Origin of the sequence: Pantoea sp. ACRSC (assembly GCF_022346785.1) — a bacterium.
Lineage (GTDB): Bacteria > Pseudomonadota > Gammaproteobacteria > Enterobacterales > Enterobacteriaceae > Pantoea > Pantoea alvi.
In genome coordinates, this window is sequence record NZ_JAKRNN010000024.1 from 46,348 (window position 1) to 64,923 (window position 18,576).

General features: G+C 49.5%; 15 protein-coding genes, 1 tRNA gene and 1 pseudogene. 8 read left to right on the forward strand and 9 right to left on the reverse strand.

Features of this window, described 5'->3' with window-relative positions:
* Nucleotide 1 precedes the first annotated feature (1 nt).
* Complete coding sequence (locus MHZ97_RS19035) at nt 2-628, forward strand: hypothetical protein (RefSeq protein WP_239315393.1); 627 nt, start codon at nt 2-4, stop codon at nt 626-628.
* Nucleotides 629-1,393: 765 nt separating this feature from the next.
* On the opposite strand, the gene MHZ97_RS19040 is transcribed toward MHZ97_RS19035, so the two are convergent.
* Together MHZ97_RS19040 and MHZ97_RS19045 are read right to left on the reverse strand one after the other, a co-directional pair.
* Nucleotides 1,394-2,896 (reverse strand): HNH endonuclease signature motif containing protein, encoded by a 1,503-nt coding sequence (locus MHZ97_RS19040; RefSeq protein ID WP_239315392.1) that lies wholly within the window; start codon nt 2,894-2,896, stop codon nt 1,394-1,396.
* A 980-nt stretch (nt 2,897-3,876) separates the two neighbouring features.
* Nucleotides 3,877-3,998: transfer RNA gene (locus tag MHZ97_RS19045), tRNA-OTHER, on the reverse strand.
* 316 nt (nt 3,999-4,314) lie between these two features.
* On the opposite strand from MHZ97_RS19045, the gene MHZ97_RS19050 reads away from it, so the two are divergent.
* The 3 genes and pseudogenes from MHZ97_RS19050 to MHZ97_RS19060 all read left to right on the forward strand — a co-directional run.
* Nucleotides 4,315-5,355 carry an ATP-binding protein gene (locus MHZ97_RS19050; protein ID WP_239315391.1) on the forward strand — a complete coding sequence of 347 codons (1,041 nt, stop codon included), beginning with the start codon at nt 4,315-4,317 and terminating at the stop codon, nt 5,353-5,355.
* Nucleotides 5,348-6,343 (forward strand): DUF4435 domain-containing protein, encoded by a 996-nt coding sequence (locus MHZ97_RS19055; protein ID WP_239315390.1) that lies wholly within the window; start codon nt 5,348-5,350, stop codon nt 6,341-6,343. The genes MHZ97_RS19050 and MHZ97_RS19055 overlap by 8 nt, the downstream gene beginning before the upstream one ends.
* A gap of 484 nt (nt 6,344-6,827) precedes the next feature.
* Nucleotides 6,828-6,970, forward strand: a pseudogene (locus MHZ97_RS19060) (capsid portal protein); the annotation flags it as partial.
* Nucleotides 6,971-7,021: 51 nt separating this feature from the next.
* Here MHZ97_RS19060 and MHZ97_RS19065 read toward each other — a convergent pair.
* A complete protein-coding gene (locus MHZ97_RS19065; protein WP_239315389.1) occupies nt 7,022-7,582 on the reverse strand; it encodes a hypothetical protein in 561 nt (186 codons plus the stop codon).
* A gap of 291 nt (nt 7,583-7,873) precedes the next feature.
* Here MHZ97_RS19065 and MHZ97_RS19070 point away from each other — a divergent pair, with 291 nt between their 5' ends.
* Nucleotides 7,874-8,239 (forward strand): hypothetical protein, encoded by a 366-nt coding sequence (locus MHZ97_RS19070; protein ID WP_239315388.1) that lies wholly within the window; start codon nt 7,874-7,876, stop codon nt 8,237-8,239.
* A 139-nt stretch (nt 8,240-8,378) separates the two neighbouring features.
* Here MHZ97_RS19070 and MHZ97_RS19075 read toward each other — a convergent pair whose 3' ends face one another.
* A complete protein-coding gene (locus MHZ97_RS19075) occupies nt 8,379-9,776 on the reverse strand; it encodes an MFS transporter (protein ID WP_239315387.1) in 1,398 nt (465 codons plus the stop codon).
* A 440-nt stretch (nt 9,777-10,216) separates the two neighbouring features.
* Here MHZ97_RS19075 and MHZ97_RS19080 point away from each other — a divergent pair, with 440 nt between their 5' ends.
* The 3 genes from MHZ97_RS19080 (at nt 10,217) to MHZ97_RS19090 (ending at nt 13,630) form a co-directional block, all read left to right on the forward strand.
* Nucleotides 10,217-11,248: a LacI family DNA-binding transcriptional regulator gene (locus tag MHZ97_RS19080; RefSeq protein ID WP_239315386.1), complete on the forward strand. Its 1,032-nt coding sequence runs from the start codon at nt 10,217-10,219 to the stop codon at nt 11,246-11,248.
* A gap of 253 nt (nt 11,249-11,501) precedes the next feature.
* Nucleotides 11,502-12,431, forward strand: coding sequence for a dihydrodipicolinate synthase family protein (locus MHZ97_RS19085; protein WP_239315385.1), 930 nt, complete (start codon nt 11,502-11,504; stop codon nt 12,429-12,431).
* Between the two features lie 275 nt (nt 12,432-12,706).
* Nucleotides 12,707-13,630: an amidohydrolase family protein gene (locus MHZ97_RS19090; RefSeq protein WP_239315384.1), complete on the forward strand. Its 924-nt coding sequence runs from the start codon at nt 12,707-12,709 to the stop codon at nt 13,628-13,630.
* Between the two features lie 421 nt (nt 13,631-14,051).
* On the opposite strand, the gene MHZ97_RS19095 is transcribed toward MHZ97_RS19090, so the two are convergent.
* The 5 genes from MHZ97_RS19095 to MHZ97_RS19115 form a co-directional block, all read right to left on the reverse strand.
* Nucleotides 14,052-14,261, reverse strand: coding sequence for an ogr/Delta-like zinc finger family protein (locus tag MHZ97_RS19095; RefSeq protein ID WP_103794580.1), 210 nt, complete (start codon nt 14,259-14,261; stop codon nt 14,052-14,054).
* A gap of 75 nt (nt 14,262-14,336) precedes the next feature.
* Nucleotides 14,337-15,461: a contractile injection system protein, VgrG/Pvc8 family gene (locus MHZ97_RS19100; protein WP_239315436.1), complete on the reverse strand. Its 1,125-nt coding sequence runs from the start codon at nt 15,459-15,461 to the stop codon at nt 14,337-14,339.
* 14 nt (nt 15,462-15,475) lie between these two features.
* Complete coding sequence (locus MHZ97_RS19105) at nt 15,476-15,967, reverse strand: phage tail protein (RefSeq protein WP_239315383.1); 492 nt, start codon at nt 15,965-15,967, stop codon at nt 15,476-15,478.
* Nucleotides 15,964-18,423, reverse strand: coding sequence for a phage tail tape measure protein (locus tag MHZ97_RS19110; protein WP_239315382.1), 2,460 nt, complete (start codon nt 18,421-18,423; stop codon nt 15,964-15,966). The genes MHZ97_RS19105 and MHZ97_RS19110 overlap by 4 nt, the downstream gene beginning before the upstream one ends.
* Complete coding sequence (locus tag MHZ97_RS19115; protein WP_051563656.1) at nt 18,416-18,538, reverse strand: GpE family phage tail protein; 123 nt, start codon at nt 18,536-18,538, stop codon at nt 18,416-18,418. The genes MHZ97_RS19110 and MHZ97_RS19115 overlap by 8 nt, the downstream gene beginning before the upstream one ends.
* Between the last annotated feature and the right edge of the window lie 38 nt (nt 18,539-18,576).

The window sequence follows — 18,576 nt, forward strand, 5'->3', positions numbered from 1 at the left end:
AATGAAATTCAACTTCAAGCCTGAAGAGCTAACGAAAGAAAAATCTTTATTTGATATTTACATCTTAACCAAACCAATTAAGATTAATAATTTTGATTTTTACTTAACAATAGTCGTTTTCTTATTGTTACTGGCAAACTCAGTATGTTTTTCTTCATCGAAGGAATTGTTAGATTCGATTAGAAGCTGGGTACCATTAACATTCAGTTTTACCACCACAACCTTGGGCTTCCTTATAACTGGATTTACAATTTTTGCGACTATTAATAAACCGGATTTGTTCCTCGCATTAATGAACATAAAACACCCTGATTATGACATGAGCTATTTGAAGTATGTTTATGGTGTATTCATGCGTGTTTTTATTCATTTTATTTTTTGGTCTATTGTTTACTTATTCATTATAATGTTCGGTCAACAAAATGGCTTAATATCAAAAATAGCCAATGGATTGATGATCCCATATGAAGCTAAAAAAATAGTCATTAAATCAACTTATGTTATTTTAGGATGCAGTGCTATTTACCTTGTTTTATCCATAAAGACTTTTATATTTAATATTTATACAATGTTGATGCAATCCTTAAGATGGGAAATGGGAAAAAACCATGAAACCAAGAAAGAATGATTAACATTTAATGTAGAGTTCAAATATATAATTTCAGCCCTCTATATGAGGGCCTTAAAGATAAATCATTTAATTACAACTATACCAGCAGTTCTTATTCACCACGTTGACGTTAGCTAAACTTAGTTTTTCTCTCTTTCGCCAGTACGCCTATTCATTAAAATCGCTGGAGCCTACTAATCTATTAGAATAATGGCAGCAAAGTGGCAGCAGAGTGCAACGCTATGCACTACTTTTCAACACTATTCGGCCTCAAGAAAATATAAAAATCAGTAAGTTACTGATTTCACTCACTTTGAATTGGGACTCATAATCGCTTGGTCGCTGGTTCAAACCCAGCAGGGGCCACCAATCATCAATGAGTTACCTCAGAAGCTACAGTTAAGCTGGATTTCCAGGATACTCATATGATACCGATCAGAAGTAGATTGAAGTAGCAATTCCCCCATCCCTCATTTAGCCAATCTCGTCACTCTAAGCTGTTTTAGTTTTAAAGCTACGTAATGATCAGGTCACCTGTGGCATAAAGCTGCTCAGCAAGCGCAATGTCCGATTTGAGCGAGAAGCGGAAGTTGACATATCTATTAAAGTAAATGGTTCGTATTTCCGGAATACTTACATTTTGTATTAGGCTTCGACGCCCATATCAAAACCGGTAACTATCAACCTTTCAAGGTCGTGAGTCAGATCAAGTCGGGACTAACACAGGTAAAGTGGCCAAATTAAGCTATCCGCTTTACTTCAAGCATACTCGGACAAGTCATGTTAACTCTTATCATTGAACTCTTTCCATTTTTCCGTCAACTTATCAGTATCAAGACTTACACGATGCGGTTGTAAGGTCTTACCCTCAAACATAGTTTTATGGATACAATCAATAGCAAAATGAACCGTTAAATCATCTGGATTAATCCCCATCAATCCTTTATCAAACATTCGGTGTAGACTTACTTCAAGTAATAGACCGTTAGAAGTGTTGTTGTTCGCCATTTCTGTTATTGCTTCAATATGTGCAGCTTCTAAGATACCTTCGGGCAGTGGATAGCCAGTGATAGCACATTTACCATCGAAGTTATCCCAAACACGGCGTTTAAAATCAGCTTGATCTCCAGCATGACGGGCTTTATGCGTAACTTCAACTGTGCGCCCTGTAACACAGGTATCATTTGCGGCCTCTAAAGGCTTAGTTAGTTCTTCATTAATAGCTATAGCACCTCCATCAATGACAAGAGAAGTTCCAATATTAGGTTCCTGTGGTGAGCTTATGTATCGATCGCTTAAAAACATCATACTAGCCTCTTCATTAGTGGCGAGTTTCCAAGCTTCTGATTGTTTCATTATTAGTAATGCAGTTTGATAAACTTGTTTATTGAAATAGCGTTTATGCTCCTTATCAATTTCTGTAATAATAGTAGAAGATTCAACCGAAAGTCTTTTATTACCAATTAAAAGATCACGTATTTCTACAGCTTCTTCTAAAGTATCAAACCATTTTGTAACACATTTGCTATTCAGTTCTAGCCCCATGAAGGGAAGAGTTACACGGATTGCATTAGGATAAACTTGTAATAAATAACGTTTAGTATCTTTTGGTTTATCAGCCCAAAATGAAATATATCTTTCGCCAGTGGTTCTATTAACTCTACTATTTGTATTTTCGACAGTATCAACAGGAGCTATTACAGGCTTAGTAAGTGGGTTATCGACATGGCCTAGGTGGTTGTGTCGTAGATGCCACTCTATAGCATCATCTTTTACATGAATATTGCAGACAGGACATACAACAAGTCCCATAGATGTTACAGGTAGCTTCTTGCTACCGATTAAACGTAATGTACTTGCATTCTGGTTATGTACTTTCTTCTGATTCTGTGTAAGTACAGTACGTTTAGCCTCTAAGCGGGTAGGGATCTTAGCAAGATTAAGCGATTTACGGCTATCTTGCCTTTCACGATCATAGATCTGAATCCCTGCTTTCGTTTTGATTTTTTTCCACATGGAATTAGGGAATTTATGCCCGTGTACTTTTTCATAATCAGCATGAGCTTGCAAAGTAGCAGTAGCACTATCTAATCCTTTTTTGCGAAGTGCTGTATATTGCTGAAAAAGGTTAATAGCATGGGCAGAGATAGCGAGTCTAATTTCTCTTAGTTGCTCTTTTTTTGCTGCTTGTTCTGCTTGCAATGCTTTTTGTTCAGAGGTAAGCAACTTCTGTTTAGCTTTCTTGGTTCTTTTCTTACTCGAAGCTTTTTTGCTGATATCGTTCATTCTGCAAGCCTTTAATCTAATTCATTGGAGAGATCATACAATTGACCTGCTCCCAGTAAACTAACATAGCGCGATGTAAGTAACTTCCGCTTCTGGCACAAGGCGGACGTTCGACATGAGCTTTTATGTGCAATCAGTAACATCGAACAGCCACGTATAAGCAAACAGCCACTGCCCCTCCTTCAACCCTCTTCACTTTCCCAGCAACAGGATATTTGCATGGCTGATTTAAACCATTCGAGGCTGCCGACATGCCTACCCTACCGGCAGAGTTCATCACCATCAGCACGTTTCGAATGAGATGAGCACCTCCTAGAGAAAACAGCCTTCCCTACATGCCACGTAAGCTGTTGTTTATTCGATTCTTCGTCACTTTGGTCATCATGGCCATGCTTTACCTAAAATTCTGCATTCAGAGGCGCCAGGGATGGGCCGGAGCCCTGTGATTACTAAGCTTCACTTACATATCTTAACTGGTGTCGTATAATCCCCACCACCTCGACCCTGCTCATTTACGGATTTTCTTTTTAATATCAAATAATTAACCGCTACCCACCTGTCCCTGTTTTTGGCGAAATGGACACCTCAAAAGCCAATTTAAATCTTAAAATCAATCAGTTACGACACGTGGTGGTATCCCTATGAAAATCGCAAAACTAGCCGTTTTCTGCGGGGCCGCCGCCTCGTGGACAGGGTCCCCCTCCGGAAGGACCCGCAGGTTCAGAGCGTGCCGGGGCAATGCTTTTTTTTCTGGCCAGGCTTTTCACCGCCCAAGTCTTTGCCACGCTCAGACACTCATCGGACACTTTAATTTTTCCACCGCACGAACCTGCGCGACGGTGAAACCTCAGTGCCTCACACGCGCCAATATTCACGACGTTAATGGCGAAACCCTGACGGGTGAGTTCTGCGAACTCGATGGCCTACCACTATGGCGTTGCCATATTTACTCCAAGAAAAAACCGCCCCTGGGCGGTTAGTTGTCAGGGTGGGATTCGAACCCACGCCTTGCAGTATCGGTCACGTGCACTACTGCTTGATGTAGCTCATGTCACGCTTTGTCTCGTCAGAGCCTTCGCTCGGCCATCTCGCGCACCTGACTTCTTAATCATAAACAAACTTTGTGCCGTTTCCCAACGAGAATAACCGTTACATACAAGAGATAGGATCGCAATATTGCAGCCATTTTTGGGCAAGCGCATCAATGTTCCTCAGAAAATCTCTTCTGCTAGATGAAGGTGTTTTAAGGGGCCTGGGCACTACATATTGTGTTCCGTACAAAAGTATCGCCCAAGACGCAGCCTTTCTTGTAAAGGCACAAAGCGGAAAGATACTTAAAATGCAATGACTTTACATCTGTCTTAGTGCAGTAAATGTTTGACTCGGTTACAATGACTAAAACTTAACGGAATACATTTATGAATATTCAACCCATTATTTCTTCGCTTTCAATAAAAAAGTTATTCGGCGAACATGACCTTAGCATCAACTTCAGTAATAAGACGGTAATTGTCGGAAAAAACGGCCTCGGCAAAACAACAATTCTAAAAGTTATAAATGGTTTGATAACGGATAATAATCATATTGATTATGAAAGTATTTGTGAGAGTATTGAATTGACATTAGGAGATGGAAACCCGATTTGTTATGGCGTGATTAGTGAAAAGTTAGTGCAATCGTTCTACAAGAACGATCTTGAAGATTTAATGCTTCAAAATGAAATAATAAAAAAAACAATAAAAGAAAAATTAGAGAAAGATGATTATTTCAAAGACAAAAAATCAGAAGAGGTAATCAACTCTATAATTTCATCCTTTGCAAAAAACGAGCACTTTTTGAACGCCACAAAAAACAAAATAATGGAAACATTTAATGGAAAGAAAGATTTAATAGCAGCTGACAAGGAAGTCAGAAAAAATTTAAAAAAATCTGTTCTTGTTAGGTATATCTCTACCGTAAATATTTCCGCCAACGCTGGAAATAAAATGGATTTAGGTAATAGCATCGAGAAAAATCTCCTCGATCTTGCAATTTACGAAGAATTACGGCTTTTGCTTAAAAGTGAAAATAGCTCTGCAATTATTAGATTTGAACATCAACTCAACACATTTTTAAAAGACTCTAGTAAAAAAGTACGTCGTGACCACAATGATTGGATTTTTATTACAGATGCAGGCTTATCTCTTAGCCTCAGTCAGTTATCTTCTGGCGAACGTCAGCTTGTTTATATTTTAGCAACTGCTGCCAATACTTACGACAAACCGACTCTTTTTTTGATGGATGAGCCAGAAGTCTCCCTGCACCTAAGCTGGCAGGAGAAAATCATTGACGCAATCATGTCCATTAATTCTCAGATGCAGATTATTGCAGTCACGCACAGCCCCGGCATTGTTATGAATGGTCACATGGATGCATATGTTGAAATGAAAAACATTTTGAAGGTTAGCAACGATGCCTGATTTGACCGATTTTATGCGAAATCCGCAGTTTATACGACTATATACTAGCATTGAGTCATCAGGGCCGCAAAAAGGCATTATCCTTATCGAGGATGCATCCGATCGTTTTTTTTGGGAAAAAGTTGTAAACACCGTTTCACCCGGACGATATGATATTAAACCTTTTTCACAAAACGGTGCAGAAGGTAAACGCGCCTTAGAAAAAGAGTATGAGCATTTAAGTAAAGATAGGCTGGTTGCCGTGGACAGTGATTATGACTATTTGTGTCCTGAAAAAAATGCGTACGCTTCAGCACTAAATAGTAATCCCTTTGTTCTTCATACTTTCCTTTACTCAAGGGAGAGCTTCATTAGTACTCCTGAGGCTATTGATTTTCTTACGGGATGTATTCATCTGCATGTAAGGTTAGAAAATCAGCTCATTCAGGCAGTTCAGAGCTATTCCAGGATCGTTTATGATGCACTATATCTTTTTTCATGGCTGCATAATCTTGATCCACAGCAATACAGTGAAAACATTTTTAATAATAGCATCCGACTTCCCATAGGAACCCGGCTTTTGGATGATGAACTTAATGTCAATGATGGTGTACTGGCACAGCTTAAACAATCAGTTGATTTATATATTCATAATCACAGGCAATATATTGATGATAAAGATTGCTATGGTGCATATCAGGCAGTACTGAATAGTCGGGGAATTACGCCCCAAAACGCGATTCTATTTACTAACGGTCATTATCTACTTGATGCTGTGTTCCATCCTGTATATATGGAATTTATACGCAAGAATAAGAAGAAAGATAAGGAATGGGTAGCAGCCAACTTTCCAGATAATGAAGTTAGAAATCGTAAGAATCAAGTAGACAACCATTACAAAGATAATTGTACCGCTAAGCAACTTATTTATCGGTGTGAAGCTTATAGAGAGACACCATTTTGGCAGAAAATCACCCAGAAGTTACGTGACATAGAAAACGCTGTGTAACATTATTACTGATATTTATATAACATCCGCGGTTGGCCGCGGATGCTTCCGACAGTTGTTTATCTGATTAATTAGAGATTTTAACCGTCTTTTCAAGTGGCTGATCTATCTTGCCTGTTAATGCTAAAATATACATCACGAAAACCTTATATTATATGCATACGATACATCGAGAAATATACCCACTATGCTTACATTACGTTGAGAGTGAATAACGTCATTTTTACCGTCTAAGAAAACCAGCCCAACTCTAGTCATCTTCTGCATTCAGCGGATGAATTATATGGTATTTTTTCCATTACTTTAATCGTTATCGTTTATAATATATGATGTGCTCATCACTATCTTCCCGTTTCGAATGAGATGGAGAAACAGCCTTACCGAAATTTGACGTGAACTATTGTTTATTTTATCCATCCTCACTTTGAGGATACAGGTCATGCCCTCTGTAAATTCGTTTTTAATATGAAGAGCTTACAGTAGGCAAAAGAACGGTGTTCAGAGTAGTTCGATTTCAGAAAGAGCGGCAAAGATAAATTTCTGAACATCAAGAATGTGAGCCGAGATGACATGCTGGCCGCGCACCGGATGCCGCGGCAGGTGAAGGGCATTATTCCGAACAACACCGCAGATGTGTAACGTCTGTTTGTTGCAATTTCGGCAAGGACAAGCCCCTCTTCACATCAGAATTCCCGTTTTTAGATCGAGCTTAAAAGTTTCCCAGCCTCCGGGCGGATCCCACTCTCCCATGCCAAGCACCGTATCATCCTCTATTGATGTAATGATCACGCCATCAATAGCGCACTGACCAGATTTCCAGAGAATTCCTGCTGCAATATCAATCAGAAAAACGTGGCAGTAAGTGGCAACCAGAACTCGCTCATTTAGCCTGTCTGAATGGATGTCAGGAAGTGAATAAATATGACCAACGTAATCGCCTAGTGGATGGCTTCTGAACGCGTATGTGGCCATGTCAAAAACATGAAAGTAGTCGCCACAAATGATTGCTACGTGAGATTCATTCAGAAGAAACTCAAAGAAGGCGCTCGAAATCAGAAAGCCATCCTCATCTGCACGATTATACAACTGTAAAATCAGAACAGGCTCAGCGCTCTTACTGATTAATATTCGCCGATCCTTTTCTCCATTAGGGCCAAAAGGATTGACGTCGATGATTATTACATCTTCCGTGTCATCACCGGGCGTAGTCTGTTCAAGACAGGTCGCTTGTAATGTCATTAAGCATCCAATGTGTGAACAAGAGAAGAAATAATACTACTCTACATGTTGTTACGTTACGACCTGCCGCGCTGGCAATACCCTCTATTCGATGCCTATGTACCTCACGGCAACGCCATACTAAACATTTGCCCTTAACGACCTGCATCTCTTGATAGCCTTCTTAAAACCATCAGGCTGACATCCAGACTCAACCCGCCCTCGATATCTGCAGCCTGACCCACTCAGCAGTTCACTTCCGCCTCGATTAAGATTAATCTTAGCGCTTACTTTTTTGAGAAGGACTTCTTAATGAAATTATTTATTGGGGCTGCGCTTTTACTCACCTCTGCCGCTGCAAACGCAGGCTTTGTTCATCCACTGGACTTTGATGGCTCAGAAGCCCAGAAGAAAGAAGTGATCAGCTATATCCAGAAGCGAGTGAAAGCGGATTACTGTGACGGCCAGCTTGATATGTGCCAGCCGACCACCTTACGCATGATGGAAAAGCAGAACCTGAACGCATTTAAAAAACTCACAAAAGTGAGCGACAGGCAGGTGTTAGATCGCGTCATCAAAGATTACTGCCAGGGAACGCTGGATAAGTGCAGCTACACCACGCTTGAGATGATGTACAAACAGAACGCCAAAGCCACTAAGCAAGAACTTAGCTGGTAATAAAAAGAAACCACCTTCTCAGGTGGTTTTTTTTGCAGAGTTTAACCTGCCAGCACGTTTGCAATACCCTCTTTTGGCGCCTGCCGAATGAATGAGTCCGTAGAGTTTATCGGTAACCGTTAGTGCCAGCGCAGGCCTTCTATGGCGACAGCTCCTCTAACGACTTCCCTTTGGTTTCAATAGCGTAAAACCAGGTAATTAAGCCGCCAATAAGCGCAATGACCGCAAAAGTAATAAACACAAAGCGCATGCCAAAGCCGCTGACGATAAAACCTACCATTAGCGGGCCAATAGATGACCCCGCGCGTAGCCAGGCGCTGGAATAGGCGGTGCCAATGGCGCGCAGTCTGGTGGGATAAAGCTCAGCCGCATAGAGATAAAGCGAAAAGGCGATGGTCTGAAGAATGGCGTAGGTCAAACTTCCCAGAATAAGAATCTCAACGGCAGATTTTGCCCCCAGAACAGAAAGCGTAATCAGCGGAACGATAGCCAGCAGAAAGGCCCATGTGTACCAGCGCTTGCGACCTATGCGGTCGATCAGCAGGGCACAAATTACCGAAGCCATCACCCCGCATGAGGAGGTGATCCAGCCGTAGGCCAGGCTGGTATCAAGAGAGAGGTTAAACCAGGTTTTATAGAGGGTTGGGAACCAGGTAATCATGCCGTTGTTCACGCTGTAAACCGTCAGCCACAATCCCCAAAGCATAAAGGTTCGGGATTTATAGATGCCCCCAAAGAGAGCCTTGACCCCTTCCGGTGCCGCTTTCTGCGCGGCGGGCGCTTTAACTTCAGGTTCGGGTAACGTCATCCCACGCCTGATGACCTCAGCTTCTAAGGTGGATACGACGTTTTCCGCCTCTTGCAGCTTACCTTTTGAAGCCAGCCAGCGTGGCGACTCCGGCATTAACCAGCGCAGGGGAACAGTCAGCGCGGAGGGAACTAAGCCAATTAAAAACATCACTTTCCAGCCATAGATGGGCACCAGAAAATATCCTACCAGCCCGGCGAACATCATTCCGACAGGGAAAATCACCTCATACAGTAAAAAGAAGCGTCCGCGCTTTTTGGCCCCGACAAATTCATTGATATAGGCGCTGGCAACGGGCACCTCGGCACCGATCCCCACCCCCTGCAAAAAGCGAATAATAAGAATTGACCAGCCATTCCAGGCAAAAAGGCAGGCAGCATCCATCACGACAAACATAATAATGGTGATACGTAATACGCCAATTCGGCCTATTTTTTCCGCCAGCGAGCCAAAAAAAAGCGCGCCGCACAGCTGCCCGACATAACTGGCCGCAATAATAAGACCGACAAAAGTTGGCGTCAGCCCCCATTCCTGGGTGAGCTGGGGAAGCGCAAAGGCGATAGCAATAATGGTGTAGGCATCAAAAAAGGTAGATAAGCCGACAATAATACGGATCGCCTTCAGCCGCCGGGTAATAGGCAGACGTTCCAGCCTTGCCAGCAGCACGGCTGGTGTTGAAGCAGCTCCGCTTTCAACGACGTAATCTGAAGCAGTGGCCTGAATTGACATAATAGTGTCCTGTTAGACGTTGTCGGTGCGCATACACGTAACCTTCTGAATAACAACAGGACAACGATTCCTTATTCACATAACGTGTTGCATATAGTGCTGTCTGAATTAGCCTGTGATAACGTTACTGCAATCGATTTCATTTCCGGTGAATTCTTTGCTGGATTTAGCGCTAAGTCAATTACGCCAGTTGTATAAATGTCGAGCGGTTCACAAACTAAAAAAAACTAACGGGGAAATATCCCCGTCGATGAATTTATAAAAAGACATTTAAAAATAGCAGTTTAATAGCCATTCAACGCCGACCTGGCAAAGTGAAGCACCATTCCTTTTGTCCAGACAAAGTTTGACGTAAGATCCTTAAACCCCTCGGTTTGCACGATGGTATTCGTTGAACGGGCAACAGGGATCTTTACCCGATTGATGAGCTGGAGCAGCAGATGGATCAAGATAGTGAACTGAACGATTTGCCGGAAAAGAAGCTGGCGACAATGCGGGATGTTGCGCGTGCTGCGGGCGTTAGCGTCTCGACCGTTTCGCGCGTACTTGATGAAAGATTACCTACCTCGCGCAGCGCCTCGGCGGAAAAAATCCGCCAGGTTGCCCGAGAGCTGGGCTACCGCCGGGACTATGTTGCCTCCAGCCTGCGGCGTGGCGATACCGGCACGCTTGGCGTATTGGTTCCGAGACTGACCGATGCCGTCACCGCCTTGCTTTTTGAAGAGATAGCCAGAGCTGCAGCCCGGAGAGGCTATTTTGCGATCGTTGCCACCTGCGGCGACAGCAAAGAGCAGGAGAAGAAAGCCGTTGAGTCACTACTGGATCGCCGGGTAGACGGGCTGATTATGTCCACCTGCCGGCTAGACGATCCTTTGCCCCAAACCCTGCGCGAACGGGATATACCCCATGTTCTGGCGCTGCGCACCGACGGTTCCAGCCCTTCATCGGTCGGGGACGATGAGCTTGGCGGCTATCTGGCCACGCGGCATCTGATTGATTTAGGGCATCGTGATATCGGCCTGATTGGCGGCCCTGATTTTGCCTCTAACGCCCTTAACCGGCGTAAGGGCTACGAGCAGGCAATGCGGGAAGCCGGGCTGAAGATCGAAGCAGAATGGTGCTGTCATTCTGATTTCAATATCGCCTCAGGCGAGCAGCAGGGAATGAAAATTCTCAGCCAGCGCCATCGCCCAAGCGCGCTGTTTGCCGTTAACGACGAGCTGGCGATTGGCGTTCTTGCTGCCGCGCATCAGCAGGGCCTGATCATTGGCGAAGATCTCTCCCTGGTGGGATATAACGATATTCCACTGGTAAGCAGACTGCCCGTGGCGCTGACCTCGGTCAGAACCCCGCTGGAGCATATCGCCAGCGATGCGGTTGATATGTTATTGAATCCAGAGCTAAATAATAATATGCGGATTACCACGCCCTCTCTTATTCCCCGTAAATCCACCTCTTCTCCACGTAAATAATTCGGCCCGGATCCTCATCAGCTTTCCCACACTAAGCCGCTGAGGGTTGCATTTTGTATCCAGGATCTCATCCCGGAGGCTGATTGCTGTTCTGTTTGTGATCGTCGTTGCATTTTTAGCCAGCCTGCCGTTGACGGTTTAATTTTCGCGGTTCAATGTCAGTTATGTGAAAACGATTGCAGAAACGATTTCATTTCTGTTCTAAACGATCGCTAAACCCTGACAGACAGGCTTACTCATCAAGGAGATAGTTATGATTAACATCGATCTGAAAGGCTTAACGCCGGCTCCGGTTACTCCCTTCACTCGCGATGGTCGCGTCGACTATGACGCCATTCAGCGCCTCGGTAACTGGCTGGGAAGTATCGACGGCGTGAAAGGCCTGGTGGTGCTGGGACATGCCGGAGAGGGAACGTTCCTTACCCAGGAAGAGCAGGCGAATGTTATCCGCGCATTCGTTAAGTCTGTAGATAACAAACTGCCGATTATTGCCGGTATTACCGGTGAAGGCACGGAAGTGGCTGCGCTGGAAGCGAAGCGTGCCGTTGACGCTGGCGCATCAGCCGGCCTGCTCTATCCTTCTCACGGCTGGCTGCGTTTTGGCTATCAGGATGGCGCGCCCCAGGATCGCTACCGCGTGGTTTATGAGGAAAGCGGCCTGCCGCTGATTCTTTTCCAGTACCCGGATGTCACTAAAGCCACCTACAATCTGAAAACGCTGCTGGAGATCTCCGCTCTGCCAGGCGTATTTGCCATGAAAAATGGCGTGCGCAATATGCGCCGCTGGGACACTGAAATCCCGGTGATTCGTCGCGAACGCCCCAACCTGCAAATTTTAAGCTGCCACGATGAATATCTGCTGCATACCGCTTTTGACGTTGATGGCTTCCTGGTTGGCTACGGTAATATCGCCCCTGAGCCGTTAATTGAGATGATTAAGGCGGGCAAAGCGGGCGACTACGTTAAAGCGCGTCAGCTGCACGACCGTCTGCTGCCAGTCACCAAAAGCGTCTACCACCGTGGTTCACACATGGAGGGCACCGTTGCCCTTAAGCATGCTTTGGTTGCGCGTGGCATCCTTGAACATGCGACCGTTCGCTCACCGCTGCTGCCGCTCGAAAACGGCGCTGAGAAAGAGATCCACGACGCAATGCGCGCCGCTGAGCTGGGCCGCGTACGCTAATTTATGCTGACTCTGCTGTTAATCCGCAATACAGAAAGACTGTGTTGCGGATAATTATTGTTTTCTTCCGATCTCTTTTTCGCACGCAATTATCATATCGGGGTTCCCACCTGTAACTTTTCCAGCGGGGTGCATCAATCGATTAAGCCTTACTGTTGAGGATAAATCGGCGGGCTCTATTTCCGCTACGCCTCTGTTTTCGGAAATGGATAATTCGTTTCCCCGTGCGCTCAATAAACGAGCATTTAATTCATGCCCGACTATCAGGAGGACAGATGCCCGTAACCCGTCGACACTTTTTACAGTTAAGCTCTGCATGTGCTGTTGCTGCCACTTTTCCCGCCTTTGCAAACGTGCCTTATAGCGCAGGCGATCATCCCCCGAAATTAATTCCGCCAGCAGGAAGCGTAGATTGTCATATGCACCTCTACGACAGTCGTTGCCCCTCTGTGCCTGGCACCAAAATTGTTAACCCCGCCAATGCCTCACTGGGAGATTATCGCAGGCTACAGCAGAGGTTGGGGATCGGCCGAATGGTGATTGTGACCCCGTCGAGATATGGTACCAATAACAGCGTCTTACTGAATGGTCTGGCAGCCAGCAACGGCAGTGCACGCGGCGTGGCCGTTGTAGATGGCACGGTAACCGATGATGAGTTGCAAAAGCTGCATCAGGCTGGCGTCAGGGGGATTCGATTTAACCTTGTCTACAGTCAGTTCGACCCGAAGGACATGGCGACGTTAGCTGCGCGCATACACCCGCTTAACTGGCATATTCAGGTAGTGTCGTCAGGTGAACAGCTAGTCGCGCTGGAAAACCAGCTGCAAAAATTACCGACGCCGGTTGTGATCGATCATATGGGGCATGTTCCTCAGCCTGATGGCCTTAAGTCGCCTGCCTTTGCGACGCTGCGCCGTATGCTTGACGGGCAGAAAACCTGGGTAAAACTCTCCGGGGCTTACATTGATTCCCGGACGGGTGCGCCTGGCTATAACGATGTCGCTCCCGTTGCCCAGAGTCTGGTCAGGATTAATGCCGAACGTCTGTTATGGGGTAGCGACTGGCCTCACCCCACTCAACCAGATGAAAATAAGCCCGATGATGCGGTATTGCTCGATCTTATGAACATCTGGGCGCCAGATAGCCGCGATCGCGAAAGAATACTGCGCGACAATCCAGTTAAGCTTTATGGGTTCTGACGATCGGGAGCGGCGACTGCTCTCTGTAAAGTCACCGCGGGAAATATGTGCGTCCGGGGGATAACCTGATGCTGATTAACAGCGCTGCACCTGGGGTGCTCTTATTTGCCGCCTGGCTTCTCTGAAAATATTCATCGCTTACTGCTTCTGAAATAAATAACGGCCGCGCTGAGGACGTTAAAAAGCGCCGCGCTTCTCCTGGCATAGTGAACAGCAGGGGCTGGATGGCTGCTTTGAGGGTTTTAATCAGGGCGTACAGTTATGGCCAGCGCAGGCAAGGCAGCCGTTGCCCGCTCCGTACACTTATTGACAGCACTCCAAGGCAGCCGTTGACCGCTCCGTACACTTATTGACAGCACTCCAAGAGGCGGCGCTGCCGCCATAAAAAAACCCGCTTGCGCGGGCTTTGCTCTTTAAAGGCTCAGGCGCGAGCCTGAGTCTGCTTCTTCGCTATCGCCACCTTCTCGATTTTACCCGGCGTGACGATCATGCCGGTCACGCTTTCGTGCGTCTTAAAGGTACAGCTGCAGTTGATGTTCTGGCACTGGTTATAGCGCTCTTTGGTCTCGTTAGAGATGTAACGGCTACTGCGCGTATGGGCAGCGCTCTGACACAGCGGACAATGCATCATTTGTGAGTTCCTCCGTAGTTGACGCAGCCATTATCGCGCCACTTACTCACAAAAAGCAAATTAATTAACTATTAGTTAGTCAGTTCTCTCATATTCCACATCTGTGATGTCATTCTCCAGCTCCAGCGTAGTGGTAAACCCGTCGCTTACGTTCAGATTATGCGTCACCTTACTGATTATCCAGGCGCTGGCGTCAATCACCGCTTTAAAGCCGCTGACCCTGACCGGGGTTTCAGGATAGAGATCCGCGCGCCCTGTCGCCAGCTGAAAGGTAAAGTGAGCCGCGCCGCGCTGTATCTGGTTCCACTTCGCCTCCGCCGCCGCCATTGCCGCCTCTTCGCTGTTGAACACTTCCGGCAGCACCAGCAGGCTCTCTTTGGCGCCGGAGAGATAATCCCCTTCCTGATTACCCGTTAGCGGCGGCGCGCTCTGTGCATCCGGATGGGCGACCGCGCTGGCGTTCGCGGCCTTTGCCTTGCGCTGCAGCTGCAGCACATGCGTCTTCGCCTCCTTTGTTGAGAGCCATCTCGCCTGCACGCCGGTATAACTGGTGCGGTCGGCAACAGTAAAATTGTGTTTATCCCCATCCTGGCGCGTCAGCGTCACCGTTGGGATCGCCTTGCCGCTGGCTAACTGGCCGCTGCCGGGTCGCAAAAAAAGCAGCCGCCCCGCTTTGATAACCGCGACCGCGCCATAGCGTTGCGCCAGCCGGGTAACGAAGCTGGGATCGGTTTCGTGGGTCTGATCGATATGATCGATCTTGATCCCGGCAAACCCGTCCGCCATCTGCAAAATCAGCCCGCAGCGCTGGGCAATCTGCGTCACAATGCTGCCCAGCGTAGTGTCGTGGTATGAGAGGTCGCGCGCCTTGCCCAGCTCCCCGCGAAAATCGACGCTGCGCGCCAGGATAGTCAGCACATCGGGCGCGCCGCCGTGGCTTACCTGATCGACCGTAAAATCGCCCTTGTTATGCAGCTGGCCAACCCAGCCCAGGAACAGCGACACCACCGTGCCGCGCTGCGGCAGCTGCAGCAGCCCGTCGCTGTCGTCCAGCGTCAGTTTCAGCGTATCCGCTTCGAAGCCGCGATTATCGGTAAGCGCCAGCGAGATCAGCCGATCGCGCAGATTGGGCGTTACATCCTTGCTGCCGAGCCACAGCATAAAATCGGGTGCCGGCCGGCTGCCCGCCTTCATCGCCATCGCGCCGAGTTCACTCACAGTGTGAAGCCTCCCGTCGTGATGCCTGAAGAGAGCTTGCCCGCCGCCGCTTCTGCCTTCGCCCACAGCGCGCTACCCTGCGCTTTCAGGTCGCCGAACATCGAGACCAGCGACTCGTCAATGCGCATCAGGTCGAGGGTAAAGGCAATTACGCGCGCGCTGCCGTCGGCGTAGAAATCGCTGTGCGTCGTCTTAAAGCTCTCAATCACATACATGCCGTAGATGGTGCCGTCGCCGCCGATCAGCGGCCAGGCGCGCCCTTCGTCAGCCAGTAGCTGAAACGCCTGCGCCTTAACCGGGCCGCCGGTAAGCTCCGGGCGCAGCTCGCCGCTCAGGGAGATCTTGTCGCTGCCTTTGCCGGTAAACTGCGCTGCGTTGCGCCTGCCGACGCGGGTATTGCTGGCCCACTTCCAGTCGCTGCTGTGTATCAGCTGGCTGTAGGGCAGCGTCTGCCGCATAAAGGGCAGCATGCCGTAGATCATCATCATGGATAGAATCCTCCTGTCATGGCGCTGCGCTGCCGGTTTTGCTGCTCAAACTGCTGCTGATTTAAATGCTCCTGCACAACCCGTCCAATCTCATGGGCGTCCATTCCGGCTGGCGCATTCACCGTAATATTGTTGGTGTAGGCGTTCTGCTGCGTCATGCTGCCCGCGGCGGGCGCCACCACCGGCCGGTAGGTCGCGCCGCCGGTCAGCACTTTGGTTTGCAGCCCGCTGGCGTCGGGCACGGCGCCGCTCTCGATAGCTGCCGCGTCTGGCGGCAGATCCGCCTTCAGATCTTTGCTTTTACTGCTGACGATGCCGAGCTTGTTCAGCACCCAGTTGATGCCGCTGGTGAGCTGATCCAGCGCGTGGCCGGGGATCTTCAGCGCCTCGGCGAGCATATTGCCGAAGCTTTTCCCCATATCGCCAGCTGCGGCCAGCTGCGCCTGCGTCGCTTTCACCGGCTCCAGCAGCTGGGTAAAGCCGTTCCACACCGACTTAACCTTGTCCGTCACCCAGGCGAACACCGGCTGCAGCGGGGCAAAGGCGTCGCCGATCGGGCCCATCGCTGCGGAAAACCCCTGCGCGACGCCGCTGATAAAGGCGCTGACAGGCTCCCAGTACTGACGGATCAGCAGCGCGCCGCCGACGATGGCCGCCACGATAGCCACCACCGGCAAGGTGATGGCGCCGATGGCGCTGACGATAGCGCCGCCCACTACCGTGAACAGGCCGCCAAGGATCTCGACGCCGGCCATAATGGCGCCGACCCCACTCACCACCGGCCAGACCGCCATGCCGATAGCGCTCAGCGCGCCGACAAAGGTCATCGCGACCGCCGCCGCCGTTGCGATGCCGCTGGCCAGCGCCGGGTTATCCTGCAGCCACTGGTCGATGGTCTGCAGGAACTGCGTCGCCTCCTGCGTCAGCGTGCGCAGCGGGCCGTCAAGCGGCGCGAAAAGGTCGACGCCAATAGCCGCCTTCGAGGCATCCAGCTTTTGCAGATCCCCGCCGAGGCTGTCCTGCTGCGCCTGCGCCCTGCGCGCCGTCCCGCCGTCGGATTGCTGTACCGAGGCGGTAAGCGTCTCCAGTTCGCCGCTGGCGGCGCCCTGCGTCAGCAGCGAGGCTGACGAGACCGCCTTCGCGCCAACGATGCTCTTCAGCACGTCCGCCTGCTGCGTCGCGTTCATCCCCTTTCTGGCGAAGGCGGCCTGAATATCTTTCAGCAGCGGCAGGATCTGCCGTGCGTCGCCGTTTTCGTCGCGGGTGGACACGCCAAGCGCAGCGATAGTACGTTCGCCGTCGCGCGTCTGTAGCTGCGTCAGGATCGTGCCGACCTCGTCGCCCGCCGCCGCGCCGGTAATATGATTTTTCGCCAGCAGCCCCAGCATGGCGGAGGTCTGCTCAACGCCGACGCCGGCGCTTTTTGCCACCGGCGCAACGCTGCTCAGCGCGCTGCTCAGATCCTCGAACTTCATTCCGGCCTGGTCGAGGGTGGCGCTAAGCACATCGCCCAGATGGGCAATATCCCCGCTGTTGAGGCCGAAGGCGCTTTTTGTCTCCATCAGCAGACCAGCGTTATCCTCTGCCGAATGCTGGTTGACCTGCGCCATATTCAGCGCCACCGGCGTCGCGGAGGTGATATCGTCGATCGTCCCGCCCGCCTGGGCGATATCGAGCTGGGTCTGCGCCACCGCCTGCGCCGGGATGCCGGTCTGCACGCTGAGGCTGCGCGCCTGTTTATCCAGCGCGACCGCCTGCGGCGACCCTTTCTGCAGGCCGGTTTTGGCCTGCAGGGCAGCATCGGTGCGCGCCAGCTCGTAGCCGGGACGCAGCAGCGCGGCGCCAGCGGTGAAGCCCGCTTTCGCCAGGCCGATGCCCGCCGCGCTGGCGCTGCGGATCTTACCCGCCAGCGCCTGACCTTTGCGGTAGCGCTCCGCCGTCTGGTTTTGCCGCTCCTGCTGCTGGTTCAGCAGCTGCAGCTGCTGTTGCTGACCGTTAAGGTGCTGGCTGGCCTGCGCCGCGGCGGTTTTCAGCCGCAGCTGTTCGCTGCTCAGGCTGCGCGTAGAGATACCCGCGCCGTTCAGGCTTTCTCGCTGCTGCTGCATCGACAGACGCAGGCTCTGCGCCTGGCTTTGCAGCGCAGCGGTACGCTGACGCGCCTTTTCCAGCGCGCGGCTCTGCTGCTCCGCAGGCTGATGGCTGTTGCGCATCGCCAGCGCCAGCGCCGCCGTTTCCGCCTTCGCCTGTTTAAGCTGCTGCTGCGTGTCGTTCAGCTGGCGGCTGGTGGCGCGAAAGCCGTCGATTTTCGCCGACTGCGCCTGCAGCGCCGCCAGGCTCCGCTGCGTATCGGCAATGGAACCGGCGACTTTTTGCGTTTCGTTCTGAAGGCTCTGTAGCGGGCGCAGCGCCTGATTAACCGCCTTCAGCAGCGCCTGCAGTTTGAGGTCTTCACTCATCCGTATTTGCTCCGCTGCGGATCAGGGCTTTATGCCGCCAGTCGAGGAGCTCGGCCAGCGGCAGATCGTTCATATCAGAAAGAGGCCAGTGAAAAATGGCGGCGATATCAGCCATCAGATCGTTGACCGTCAGTCCGCCGGGCCAGTCGACGC

Coding starts and splice junctions, on each gene's coding strand:
- MHZ97_RS19085 (WP_239315385.1), top strand. CDS start 11,502: ATGATTAACATCGATCTGAAAGGCTTAACGCCGGCTCCGGTTACTCCC.
- MHZ97_RS19090 (WP_239315384.1), top strand. CDS start 12,707: ATGCCCGTAACCCGTCGACACTTTTTACAGTTAAGCTCTGCATGTGCT.
- MHZ97_RS19095 (WP_103794580.1), bottom strand. CDS start 14,261: ATGATGCATTGTCCGCTGTGTCAGAGCGCTGCCCATACGCGCAGTAGC.
- MHZ97_RS19115 (WP_051563656.1), bottom strand. CDS start 18,538: ATGGCTGATATCGCCGCCATTTTTCACTGGCCTCTTTCTGATATGAAC.
- MHZ97_RS19105 (WP_239315383.1), bottom strand. CDS start 15,967: ATGATGATGATCTACGGCATGCTGCCCTTTATGCGGCAGACGCTGCCC.
- MHZ97_RS19040 (WP_239315392.1), bottom strand. CDS start 2,896: ATGAACGATATCAGCAAAAAAGCTTCGAGTAAGAAAAGAACCAAGAAA.
- MHZ97_RS19080 (WP_239315386.1), top strand. CDS start 10,217: ATGGATCAAGATAGTGAACTGAACGATTTGCCGGAAAAGAAGCTGGCG.
- MHZ97_RS19100 (WP_239315436.1), bottom strand. CDS start 15,461: ATGGCGATGAAGGCGGGCAGCCGGCCGGCACCCGATTTTATGCTGTGG.
- MHZ97_RS19110 (WP_239315382.1), bottom strand. CDS start 18,423: ATGAGTGAAGACCTCAAACTGCAGGCGCTGCTGAAGGCGGTTAATCAG.
- MHZ97_RS19055 (WP_239315390.1), top strand. CDS start 5,348: ATGCCTGATTTGACCGATTTTATGCGAAATCCGCAGTTTATACGACTA.
- MHZ97_RS19070 (WP_239315388.1), top strand. CDS start 7,874: ATGAAATTATTTATTGGGGCTGCGCTTTTACTCACCTCTGCCGCTGCA.
- MHZ97_RS19065 (WP_239315389.1), bottom strand. CDS start 7,582: ATGACATTACAAGCGACCTGTCTTGAACAGACTACGCCCGGTGATGAC.
- MHZ97_RS19035 (WP_239315393.1), top strand. CDS start 2: ATGAAATTCAACTTCAAGCCTGAAGAGCTAACGAAAGAAAAATCTTTA.
- MHZ97_RS19050 (WP_239315391.1), top strand. CDS start 4,315: ATGAATATTCAACCCATTATTTCTTCGCTTTCAATAAAAAAGTTATTC.
- MHZ97_RS19075 (WP_239315387.1), bottom strand. CDS start 9,776: ATGTCAATTCAGGCCACTGCTTCAGATTACGTCGTTGAAAGCGGAGCT.